This window comes from Clostridium sp. AF34-10BH, from assembly GCF_003478095.1.
Classification (GTDB): Bacteria; Bacillota; Clostridia; order Lachnospirales; family Lachnospiraceae; genus Acetatifactor; species Acetatifactor acetigignens.
Window position 1 is genome coordinate 81,534 of sequence record NZ_QUEC01000008.1, and the last position, 12,028, is coordinate 93,561.

Consider the following 12,028-nt stretch of genomic DNA (forward strand, 5'->3'; position numbering starts at 1 on the left):
TAGTCATCATTGCGTATTAGTATAAACCTCGGAAATAGCTTCTGCAATACCTTCCGCCAGCTTTTTTTGATAGCTTTCCTGTTCCAGCAGCTGTCTCTCGCTGCTGTTGGTCACATATCCGAGAGAAATTCTGGCTGCCGGGATCTTCAGCTGCCACAGAATGTCATCTTCCTCCGCCGGGAACAATCCAATGGCCCGGTTGCTGGAAGCCACCGTCACTTGTCTGGTCACGCAGTCGGCCCATTGTACATTTCCGAAATCCGGCAGATAATACTCATCATTGTATTCTGCCCGGATGCCGTAGGTACTCTCCTGTGCATCATCTGCTGACAGTCCGATCTCCAGGTACAGATCTGCATCCACCCAGTCAGCGAAGCTACGCCTTACTTCCTGTGCGACCTCTGTATCTTCTGTACGGGTAAGATATATTTTTACCATGCTTCCTTCCAACAGCTGTGCCGTCTGTCTTGCCACCTCCAGAGCGATGTTCTTCTCCTCACATCCGGAATCGGCAACGCCTCTGTCCCTTCCGCCTCCCACGGGATCCAGCACTACGATCCGGTCGTAAGATTCTCTGGGATTGACAAAATCGATCTTCAGAGTTCCCTCTTCCAGAGTACTGTGATACTCCAGGATCTCCTTCATGGACAATCTGAGCAATACGCCCTCGTTCTGTGCTTCACAGATGCCGTTTCCCACCAGGCTGAAATCTCCGGTAAGCTGATGTTCCCGGTAAAAAGATTTTCTGCCGTTCTGCACATAGATCCAGAGTTCCCTTTCCATGTAATGATTTTCCACCACTACATTTTCCGCTTTCGTACCGGTTTCCAATGGTATACAGATCTCCCGTTCTGCCTTCCTGTCTTCCGCCATGGCCAGCTGCATTTCATGGGACCGTTCCGCCTGATTCTCTGTGACCAGACCGCCCTGTTCCTGACTTAACGCAGAGATCACCACCGTCTTATGCGCTGCCGTCCAGAGCATGATGCCCATAGACATACTTCCCAGCAGGAGCCAGAGGATCAATGTAATGCGTCTATTCTGTTGTTGATCCCTGATCTGCAGTAAATTTTTCATTTCTTCTAAACGTCTCTTCTCTTCGGAGGCTTCGGTCCCAGAAACTGATAATAATAAGTCTTCATCATTCCGTTGTAGATCTTGCGGTTCTTGTCCGCCTTCCTGCCGATATCCTTCTCTGCCTGCTCATAGGCAGTGATCAGATACATACTCCAGGAATCCAGTTCCCGGAATCGTTCTCCGATGGTACGGTACAACTGCGGCATCTGACTCTTATCCTGCAAACGCTCTCCATAGGGAGGATTGGTGATAATAAAGCCGTATTTCTTCGGGTGATGAAGATCTTCCACACCACGACGCTGGAAATGGATCAGCTTGTCCACACCCGCCATCCGTGCATTTTCTCTGGCGATCTTCACCATATCCTCGTCAATATCATAGCCCTGAATATCTGTCTCCACCGACAGATCGATCATCTCTTCCGCTTCGTCCATGGCATCATACCACACCTTTTTCCCTATGATATGGGGCCATTCTTCCGCCGTAAAACTGCGGTTCCTGCCGGGTGCCATATTGGCTGCCATCATGGCTGCCTCAATAGGGAAGGTGCCGCTTCCGCAGAAGGGATCCACCAGGATCCTGCCCGCATTCCAGGGAGTCAGTTCGATCAGTGCAGCAGCCAGATTCTCCGCAATGGGGGCTTTTGCCGTCAGCTTACGATATCCTCTCTTATGTAAGGACTCTCCGGTGCTGTCCAGTCCCACGGTCACTTCATCCTTCATCAGGAATACCCGGACAGGGAAATTTTCTCCATCTTCAGGGAACCAGCTGATCTCATACTGGGCCTTCAGCCGCTCCACCATTGCTTTTTTCATAATGGACTGAATATCCGAGGGGCTGAACAATTTGGACTTTACACTAGCTGCCTTGGCCACCCAGAATTTGCCGTCCTTCGGAATGTATTCTTCCCAGGGAAGATTTTTCGTGCCCTGAAACAGTTCTTCAAAAGTCTCCGCATGAAAACTTCCGATTTTGATAAGGATTCTTTCTGCCGTCCGCAGAAAAATATTTGCTCTGCACAAAGCCTCCTCATCTCCGAAAAAGGTGACACGACCATCCGCCACTTCTGTAATATCATATCCCAGATCTGTGATCTCTCTTTTTAATACTGATTCCATACCGAAATGGCAGGGAGCAATCAATTCAAAACGTCTCATTCGTTCCTCCGGATCTTAGTCATCAATTATTGCACATATAAAGTTATTATATATGGATTCTGAAAATATGTAAATAGGGCTGCCTTACGGCAGCCCCTGAAAAATTATGCACCCGATTAGCAGCTCTTGTTCTGCTCCCTGTTGTTGCTCTGATTCTTATTCTGATTCTGGCTGTTCTGCTTATTCTGGGAGTTCTTACTGTTCTCGCTCTCGTCATAAGAGTTGTTATACTTGTTCTGATTGTTCTGTTCATAATTGTTAGACATATTTGTGACCTCCTGATAGGAAATATCTTTTTTAGTTACAGGAGTAGTATGTCTATTTCACACAAAAATATGCCCAAAAATTATGGTACTTTAGAACTAAATTTCTTCTTGCATTTTTATATCATTAGTACTATAATCATAATTGTAAATAGAAACCCCTTCATGATTCTATTTGCACCCTTATGTATTATTTATTTATACTCCCCTCATGAGAGTCACCAGCTTCCCCCTGGTGGCTCTTTACGTTGGAACTATTCAGAGTCAATAAATATAATCGGAGCAACCGTCAGATGCTCGCATCTGTAAGGTACTCCGATTATATTTATTTGACGAAGTAACCTCAATGAGCAAAAAGTAAGCCTTGCAGAGGCGTTTTGCGAATTGAGGGACTATGAATAGCTGATTTATATAGTTGCTAGTTAAGCCAGTCCCGAAATAATTTCACCAGGAACAATACTACCACAATCGGAATCAGTACCGGTGCCAGAAAAGACAATACGGAAAATACCGCACCGAAGATCAATACTACCACCAGAATCCCAAGGATCAGCCACACCCAGCCCGGAAGCTTCGCCAGAACATTTCCCACCTTACTCTGGTGTGTTCCGTAGCCATCCTCTTCCTCTGTATAACTACGATGGACATTCTGTCCGGCAGCCTCCCGATACTCTCCGTTGCCGTAGACCGTGTTCCGGTATCCGGAACGGTTGTCTCCACCGTTGGTCTGAATGATTGTGCGGGCGATCAGTCTGGGATCTCCCAGGCTCTCTAAGACTTCCTCTTCTGTCCTGCCCTTGCGGATCTCTGTATTTATATAATCCTGGTAATAATTTACATTATCCATGACCAGACCGGGAGAAACATGCCCATTCAGCGCCATCCGCAGTCGGTCCACAAATTCCTGTTTGTTCATACTTTCACGACTTCCTCCATTTACATCATCATTTTAGCATGACATAAGTACCACGTAAATATACGGATTGGGAAGTATTTCTAAAACTTTTCTAAAATGCAAAAAAACCCCGGAGACATCATCTCCGGGGCTTACGATGTACGTGACAGGATTCGAACCCACGACCTTCTGGTCCGTAGCCAGACGCTCTATCCAGCTGAGCTACACGTACATTTCATTTACAGGTTTTCACCTGCAACAGTATGTATTGTAACTGCTGCGGGCGAAAATGTCAATAGAATTTTTCAATTTTTTCAAACAATTTTATCTTCTGCCTGTTTTTCCGTAGCCTGTACGACTTTTACGTCATATTTTTCCAGGATGGCCTGCTTGAATTCTTCGTAATTGTCTTCATCATCATAGCAGGCATATTCGATCTCCAGCGGTTCCTCCGTCTTCATCAGGAGCATTCCCAAAAGTGACTTTGCATCCATTGCCATCTTCTGAATACGGATGTCGATTGCATCGTCGAATTCGTTGCAGGTATCTACAAAATGTCTGATATCATCCTCCGAGTGGAAGGTAATATATAACTTTTCTTTCATCCTCTGTTCTCCCATCTGTCCGCTTGTGGACACCCCATACATTTATCACTATTCAGAGCCAAAAGTAAAGTCTCAAAGAGACGATTTTGCGAATGAGACTCTGAATAGTAGCTGTCTTCTGCCTAGCGTGCTGCCAGCGCCTGTGCGATATCTTCACGCATATCCAGTACTGCCGCACGGGAAGCATCTGCATAATTCTGCTCGCCAAACTGTGCGTATTTCTCCTGCTGGTATGCGGCAATGATACCACGGGAAGAGTTGATAATGGCCCCCAGTCCGTCCTCATTGAAAAAATGTACCAGATCTGCGCCCTTACCGCCCTGTGCACCGTAACCGGGCACCAGAATAAATGCCTTGGGCATTACCTTACGCAGTACTTTGCCCTGCTCAGGATAGGTTGCTCCTACGACAGCACCTACATAGCTGTAGGAATCACCCATACAGTCAGCTCCCCAGGCTGCTACCTTTTCTCCTACCAGCTCATACAGAGGTCTGCCGTTCACCAGCTGATCCTGGAACTCGCCGCTGCTGGGATTGGAAGTCTTCACCAGTACGAAAATACCTTTTTTCTCTTCCTTACAGATCTTCACAAAAGGATTTACACCGTCGGATCCCAGATAAGGGTTCACGGTTACAAAATCTTCATCAAAACCGTAATAGCTCTTGCTGCCTACCTGTACTTTGCCCAGATGTCCTACCGCGTATGCTTCGGAAGTGGAGCCGATATCGCCGCGCTTGATATCGCCGATGACGATCAGGCCTTTTTCCTTACAATAATCCACAGTCTTCTTAAATGCCACCATGCCGGGAATACCGAACTGCTCATACATTGCCACCTGAGGCTTCACAGCAGGTACTAAATCATAAATAGCATCCACAATCCCCTTATTGTACTGCCAGATGGCCTCTGCAGCACCTTCCAGTGTCTCACCGTATTCGGTGAATGCTGCTTTCTTAATATATTCCGGCACGAATTTCATCATAGGATCCAGTCCTACCACGATCGGTGCGTTGGTTTCTTTGATTCGAGTGATCAGTTTGTTGATCATATTTCCTCCGTTCTGCAATAGATCTGCCTTTGAATTTATATTATTACACAGCAAAGGCACCGCCTTCGGGCGATGCCTCCTGACCTGTTTCTATTCTACCCCAACTAATGTCAGTTGGTCAACGTACTTCTTGATATTTGAAGCATTTACATACTTTTTATGGCTGTCACCGTTTACCACCACCAGAGTCGGTGCCTGCATTACACCGTAACGTCTTGCCAGCTCCATATTCTCCTCCGCATCGATGGTCACGTAGGGTACATTTTTCAGATATTCCTTCACCAGCTTACAGTTTGGACAGGTCTTGGTGGTGAACAGATACTTGATGTTCTGCGGCTGCTCCACTTTTACATCCACCTTTTCTGCAAAATTGGACAAGGTCACCACGCTTCTGGTGGGACGCTTCAGGGAAGAATGGGCAATATCATACTCTGTTCTGTTGGCATATTCCTGTAGCTTACCATCATTCCAGTTCTGTACCGGACGATAGTAACCGGTGATACGGCTGTAGACCTCGGTCTTCGCCCCACAGTGAGGACATACCTTCACTTCGCCTGCCAGGTAACCATGCTCCTTACAGATGGAATAAGTCGGAGACAGGGTGTAATAGGGCAGCTTGTAATTGGAAGCTATGGTGCGTACCAGAGAAGCCGCTGCCTTCCAGTCGGGAAGCTTTTCTCCCAGGAATGCATGGAACACTGTGCCGGAGGTATACAGGGTCTGCAATTCATCCTGAATATCCAGTGCATCGAAAATATCCACGGTATAGTCCACCGGCAGATGGGAGGAATTCGTATAATAAGGGGTATCTCCGGGCTTTCCGGCCGTCTTGATGCCGGGCCAGCGCTTTCTGTCGTGCTTTGCCAGACGGTACGTGGTACTCTCCGCAGGGGTCGCCTCCAGATTGTAGAGGTCTCCGTACTGCTCCTGATAATCCGACAGACGCTCTCTCATATGGTTCAGTACTTCCTTGGTGAACTCCTGGGTCCTGGGATCGCTCATATCCGCTCTCAGCCAGTTGGCATTTAAGCCCACTTCATTCATACCGATCAGACCAATGGTGGAAAAATGATTCTCAAAGGTTCCCAGATACCGCTTGGTATAGGGATACAGTCCCTCGTTCAGCAGCTTCGTAATGACACCGCGCTTGATCTTCAGGGATCTGGCTGCAATGTCCATCATGTGGTTCAGTCTTGCGTAAAACTCGTCCTTATTGGCAGACAGATATGCGATTCTGGGCATATTGATGGTGACAACGCCCACGCTTCCGGTGCTCTCGCCGGAACCGAAGAATCCTCCGGTCTTCTTGCGCAGTTCCCGCAGATCCAGACGCAGTCGGCAGCACATACTGCGGACATCACTGGGCTGCATGTCAGAATTGATATAATTGGAAAAATACGGTGTACCGTATTTTGCGGTCATCTCGAATAACAGTCTGTTGTTCTCGTTGTCGGACCAGTCAAAATCCTTTGTGATGGAATAAGTCGGGATCGGATACTGGAAACCACGGCCGTTGGAATCGCCCTCGATCATGGTCTCGATAAACGCCTTGTTGACCATGTCCATTTCCTTTTTACAATCCTTATATTTGAAATCCATCTCCACACCGCCTACCAGCGCCGGTAGCTCTGCCAGATCATCGGGCACCGTCCAGTCCAGCGTGATATTGGAAAAAGGCGCCTGTGTGCCCCAGCGGCTGGGGGTATTGACACCGTAAATAAATGCTTCGATGCATTTTTTCACTTCGGGATAGCTTAAATTATCTACCTTTACAAATGGGGCAAGATAGGTATCAAAGGAAGAAAATGCCTGTGCTCCCGCCCATTCGTTCTGCATGATCCCCAGGAAATTTACCATCTGGTTGCATAGCACGGATAAGTGTCTCGCCGGAGCAGAAGTAATCTTGCCGGTGATGCCGCCCAGTCCTTCCTTGATCAGCTGCTTTAAGGACCATCCGGCACAGTAGCCGGTCAGCATGGACAGGTCATGGATATGGATATCCGCATTCCGATGTGCCTCTGCAATCTCTTCATCATAGATTTCAGACAGCCAGTAGTTCGCCGTCACCGCACCCGAGTTGCTTAAGATCAGACCACCTACGGAATAGGTCACCGTGGAGTTCTCTTTCACACGCCAGTCTTCCACCTTGACATAACTGTTGACCACATCCTTGTAGTCCAGAATGGTAGACTTCATGGCACGCATTTTCTCCCGCTGCTTGCGGTACAGAATATACGCTTTCGCCACCTCTTCATAGCCGGCCTGTCCCAGTACACGCTCCACACTGTCCTGAATGTCTTCCACGTGGATCTCGTCATTCTCCACCTTTTTCTGGAAATCCGCAGTTACCCGTAACGCAAGAAGATCAATAATGTCATTATTGTAGCTCATCTGCGTCGCAGTAAAAGCCTTCATAATGGCATCATTGATCTTCGTCAGTGTAAAGTCCGCTTTGGAACCATCTCGTTTGATTACCTGAAACATCTTATGTACCCCCTTACCTTCGTGTCCCCATGAGCTTTCGCCCGTAAAACCTATCACGGTCTATTCTACAATACTTTGTAGGGGAAGTCAATTAAAGGATACAAGATATTGTGTATACATCAGTTCACCCGTCGATTTGTGCGGAGACGGCTTTACGCTTGCGTAAGGAGCCGGCTCTGTGCAAATCGACGAGGGGAGCGCCATCTCATGAGCAAAAGGCAGCTGCGTAGCAGCGGAAAGCCTCGAAGAGGCGATTTTGCGAATGGCGCGGGGTGAACGACCACGGGTGCGAATGGCGCGGGGTGAACGACCACGGGTACGAATGGCGCGGGGTGAACGGCCGCGAATGTGAACGGTACTCGCCTCTTACGCTCTCTTCCACACCCTGTGGTACAACACATACGCCACCACCGCAGTCACGCTCTCAGTGCAGACAAATGCCCACCACACACCGGTGACGCCGATCAGGCGGCTCAGCACAAATGCCGCAGGGATGATCACCGCCACATACCGCATCACGGAGATCACCAGGGAAGCCAGGCCCTGTCCCAGCGCCTCCAGTGCACCGGAGCTGGTCACCGACACAGCGGACAGAATAAAGCCCAGACTGATGATGTGCAGTGCTGTAATACCGATGGTAACAGTCTCCGGATTCTCGGTGAACAGTCCGATCAGTCCTCCGGGGATCAGCCAGCACAATGCCGTGCCGATAGCCATGATCCCGGCAGTCAGTTCCAGCGTCAACCGGTAGATCTGCTCCACACGCTTCCGCTCTCCGGCACCGTAATTGTAACCAATCAGTGGCCGGATGCCCTGAATGATGCCATTGGAGGGCAGATAGATAAAGGTCTGCAGCTTGTAATAAACGCCCAGTACCAGCACATACGCACCCGAATAAGCCGCCAGAATACCGTTCAGTGCGGAAATCAACAGAGACGGCAGTGCCATATTCAACGTAGCCGGAATGCCGATGCCGTAGGTCTTGCCACAGATCTCTCCTTCCGGTCGCAGATAAGTTCTGCGCAATTTTACCGGCAACGGATCCAACACGTAATAGATGATATATACTAATAACGTGATCACCTGACCGATTCCGGTAGCCAAAGCCGCTCCGGCGATCTCCATCCGGGGAAACGGTCCGATACCGAAGATCAACAACGGATCCAACACAATATTCGTCACAAATCCGGCGATCATACTGACCATGGTGGCACGCATCCGGCCCACCGCCTGAAAGATTTTCTCTAACGTGATACCTCCGGTGACAATGGTGGAAAACAGGAATACCACATTGGAATATTCCATGCCCAGTGCCCGCACGGTATCGCTCTTCGTAAACATCCCTAAGAACCAGTTCATGCCGCAGAGGAATAAGATCATAAGCAGTACGCCGTGCAATACTCCCAGCACCATGCCCTGGGTTGCCGTCTTATCCGCTTTTTCCTGATTCTGTGCTCCCAGATAGAAGGAGATCATGGCATTCACACCCACACCGAAGCCCACTGCCACCGCCGTCAACAAGTTCTGTGCCGGATAGACTAAAGACAATGCCGTCATGGCATCTTCACTGAGCTTCGCCACGAAATAACTGTCTACAATGTTATAGAGGGAATTAAATGCCATGGACAGCATCATGGGAAGTGCCATGGACATGACCAACGGGAATATCTTCTTTTCTTTCATATAAGTCTGGTTCATTTTTCCTCTCCTTAAACAACAAACGCCACACAACATTCCTGCTGTGTGGCGAAAATAAGATCGATATCTTGAAAAATCCACTCCCTCACGGGTTTTATGACCGGTTATTCATTTTGTTCCAGAGCGTATTATAGGGAAGAAATGCCTTTCTGTCAAGCCTGTACGCCCAGTATTTTTGCAAATAACTGTGCCCCTTCCTCCGCCTGATAGATGTTGATACCGTCAATGTCTGTGCTGTGGTTGGCAAAGGCAGGGTACAAAAATCCCGCCTCCGGTTTTCCGGCCTCGTAGTCTCCGGTCACCGGACTGATCGTGCCGATGAGAAACTGATAGACTTCCTCGGACTCCCACTGGTTCTCTTTGTCTTTTCCCTTGGTGGGTACATCGTAGCTGCCGAAGAAAAGATAAACGGCATAAGGATATCCCGGCTGGTATCTCTCCCCAATATATTCATAGAGGGAGTACAATAATGCATCATTTTTCAGTTCGCACTGCCGTAATGCCTCCAATAACTGCATAATGCTGCCCGGTTTCCGGGCTCCCTGATCCAGTCGGTAGTTTTTCAGATTCACATTGGTATTGGAATAAGGTACCGTCTTGGCAATATTCAGATTTTTCTCTTTTTCGCTTCCGGACAACTTCAGAAAATGAGTATTAAAAGTACCGTCAATAAACCCTTCTTCGTCCATATAGGCTCCTGCAATTCTGGAAAAACAGTTGCGGGACACGGTCATTCTTCTGGTCAGTTCCAGCATATCTTCTCTGTCTATGTGCATTCTTAACCTCTCACCTTTCAGCAGTCTGCAAGCTCTGTATCCGGAACTTACAGCAGTTTGCTCTTCGTATTTACACTTTCACTGTCCTGATATTCCAACAGAGACAGCTTTCCTTCCCGGCATTCCAGAATCGCAGTAGCACAGTTGCCCATATGGAAATGCCAGAAGTCGCTGACCGGAATATCCAACACCGCATTCAGGATACTGCGATTCAATGCTCCATGAGCTACCACCAGCACTGTTTCATAAGTTCCCTCCAACGGCAGCAACACCTGCTTCACGAACTCGCCGCTTCTGGCATACAACTGGGCAAAACTTTCCGCTCCCTCGGGCGGGAGATAGCTCCCCGGATCCGTAAACGGACTGTTGGCCCCCTCCCGGATTTTACGGACATCGGTCCCTTCCCATGGTCCGAAATTGAGTTCCCGGAGTCTTTCGTCTGTGGTCAGCGTAATTTTCCTCTCGCCCACAATGGTCTCTGCCGTATGTCTTGCACGGATCAGCGGGGAACAAAACGCGATTTCAAAAGGAACTTCCTTTAATCTCTCTGCCGCTTCCGCCGCCTGCGCAAAACCTTGAGCATCCAGGTCAATATCCGTCTGTCCCTGCAGCCGCCCCGCCTGGTTCCAGTCTGTCTCCCCGTGTCTTACCAAATAGATTTTCATATATCTGTATCCTCATTCTTCTGTCGTAACTTACTTTTCTTCTGCCTACATTTTTCACTTGCCCTGTTATCCACAGTGGTCTGTTTCAAAATACTACGGTTTCCACCATTCTGTCAACCCGCCCGGGGCATATGCGCAAAAACAGTGGGTTCCGCTTCCGGTTCCCACTGTTTTTTCGTAATTACCTATATCTCTTATTCTTATCTCTCGATCTCCGCTGTCATAATGGACTTTGCCTTCGATATCCATTCTGCGCAGTATTCTCCCAGCCACAGACACACCGGAATCTCTTCCTCCGTTCGATTCAAAAGCACGACAACGATCCGTCCGTCTTTTTCAAAAGCCGTCACCTCGATCTTGTCCGTGTAGCGGGTCACACCTATCCGTTGTGCTCCCGGCTTCAGGAAATGGGTGAAATGCCACAAATGCCCGCGGCTGCGGTATTCCTCAATGTAACGGCAGATATACTCTGCCCAGCGCTTCCGGTATTCCGGCTTTAATTTGCCGCCGTTGTTCCGCTCTCCATTGGTCTTCATGTAGACCGGCGGACTCCAGGGGGACAGGAGGATATCCAGCTTCCCGCCGTAAGCTTTCTCCGCCGCATCCAGCAGTGGCAGAATGTATTTTTCCAATCTTTCAAAAGAAAAGTGTTCAGAATTCTCATCCGCCTCTTCCCCGTCTGCTTCGTAATGCGCCAGGGAAAAATCGCAGCTGTCTATAGGAATCCGGACACGATAGGTCTCTGTTTTGGCATCTGTCGTTGCAGCGCCTGTTCCTGTTGCTTCATTTGTTCCGCTCCGTCCACATCCGGTCAGCCTGGATACTGCCATGGTTACCGCAAGTACGGTAGATAATAATTTACGCTTCATACACTCGTCCTCCCAATAGGTAAATATTGTTTTTTGTATTTATCATTATCACTGACGGCCGTCTGTTTTATTTGATAATTGAATTCTACCATTAGTTTCCATCAGGCAACAGATAGCAAATTTTCAAAAAGGGGGATTTTTTTCGAATGGAAAAAGGTGGATAATATTACACTGTAAATGGAAAGTTACGCGAGCAATGAGCCGCGCATAGGCATAGTGAAGACAGCGATGGGCGCTCGCGCATGATTCGCTGTCTTTACTTATGGCGAGATGCGGCGAACGCCGCGATATGAAATAAGATTGGCAGCGTTTTATGCTGACAATCTTATGAATAGCGTGGCTCATTGCGGAGGGGTTTATCTTCGGGACATAGTAGAAGAAAAATGTAGATTTCGCCCCACTTGTCGGAAACTTTCGGGGCTCAGCAGAGAAAAAACACGAATTACGCCCCGCTTGTCGCAAACTTCCGGGGCTCAGCAGAGAAAAAACA

11 protein-coding genes and 1 tRNA gene are annotated in these 12,028 nt (G+C 48.4%); all 12 read right to left on the minus strand.

The annotated features are described in order from the left end of the window. Positions 1-6: 6 nt before the first annotated feature. The 12 genes from DWZ61_RS07785 to DWZ61_RS07835 all read right to left on the minus strand — a co-directional run bounded on the left by DWZ61_RS07785 (position 7) and on the right by DWZ61_RS07835 (position 11,538). Positions 7-1,077 (minus strand): N-acetylmuramoyl-L-alanine amidase, encoded by a 1,071-nt coding sequence (locus tag DWZ61_RS07785; protein WP_022312034.1) that lies wholly within the window; start codon positions 1,075-1,077, stop codon positions 7-9. A gap of 5 nt (positions 1,078-1,082) precedes the next feature. Beyond that, positions 1,083-2,234, minus strand: coding sequence for a class I SAM-dependent RNA methyltransferase (locus DWZ61_RS07790; protein WP_117465925.1), 1,152 nt, complete (start codon positions 2,232-2,234; stop codon positions 1,083-1,085). Positions 2,235-2,350: 116 nt separating this feature from the next. Continuing rightward, positions 2,351-2,500, minus strand: a complete 150-nt coding sequence (locus DWZ61_RS19705) for a hypothetical protein (protein WP_022312036.1) — start codon at positions 2,498-2,500, stop codon at positions 2,351-2,353. Positions 2,501-2,915: 415 nt separating this feature from the next. Further along, the gene (locus DWZ61_RS07795; protein ID WP_118537969.1) at positions 2,916-3,413 is read right to left on the minus strand and encodes a DUF1700 domain-containing protein; all 498 of its coding nucleotides are present in this window, start codon (positions 3,411-3,413) and stop codon (positions 2,916-2,918) included. Between the two features lie 137 nt (positions 3,414-3,550). After that, a tRNA-Arg gene (locus tag DWZ61_RS07800) sits at positions 3,551-3,624 on the minus strand. 82 nt (positions 3,625-3,706) lie between these two features. Then, positions 3,707-3,997: a hypothetical protein gene (locus DWZ61_RS07805; protein WP_117465927.1), complete on the minus strand. Its 291-nt coding sequence runs from the start codon at positions 3,995-3,997 to the stop codon at positions 3,707-3,709. Positions 3,998-4,119: 122 nt separating this feature from the next. After that, positions 4,120-5,046 (minus strand): orotidine-5'-phosphate decarboxylase, encoded by a 927-nt coding sequence (gene pyrF, locus DWZ61_RS07810; RefSeq protein WP_022312039.1) that lies wholly within the window; start codon positions 5,044-5,046, stop codon positions 4,120-4,122. Between the two features lie 90 nt (positions 5,047-5,136). Continuing rightward, on the minus strand, positions 5,137-7,530 hold the full coding sequence (locus tag DWZ61_RS07815; protein ID WP_118537970.1) for a ribonucleoside triphosphate reductase: 2,394 nt from the start codon (positions 7,528-7,530) through the stop codon (positions 5,137-5,139). Positions 7,531-7,896: 366 nt separating this feature from the next. Then, positions 7,897-9,228, minus strand: coding sequence for an MATE family efflux transporter (locus DWZ61_RS07820; protein ID WP_118537971.1), 1,332 nt, complete (start codon positions 9,226-9,228; stop codon positions 7,897-7,899). Positions 9,229-9,380: 152 nt separating this feature from the next. Continuing rightward, positions 9,381-10,004: a DUF4317 family protein gene (locus DWZ61_RS07825; RefSeq protein WP_022312940.1), complete on the minus strand. Its 624-nt coding sequence runs from the start codon at positions 10,002-10,004 to the stop codon at positions 9,381-9,383. A 47-nt stretch (positions 10,005-10,051) separates the two neighbouring features. After that, the gene (locus DWZ61_RS07830) at positions 10,052-10,669 is read right to left on the minus strand and encodes a histidine phosphatase family protein (protein ID WP_118537972.1); all 618 of its coding nucleotides are present in this window, start codon (positions 10,667-10,669) and stop codon (positions 10,052-10,054) included. A gap of 200 nt (positions 10,670-10,869) precedes the next feature. Beyond that, the gene (locus DWZ61_RS07835; RefSeq protein ID WP_118537973.1) at positions 10,870-11,538 is read right to left on the minus strand and encodes a glycoside hydrolase family 30 protein; all 669 of its coding nucleotides are present in this window, start codon (positions 11,536-11,538) and stop codon (positions 10,870-10,872) included. Between the last annotated feature and the right edge of the window lie 490 nt (positions 11,539-12,028).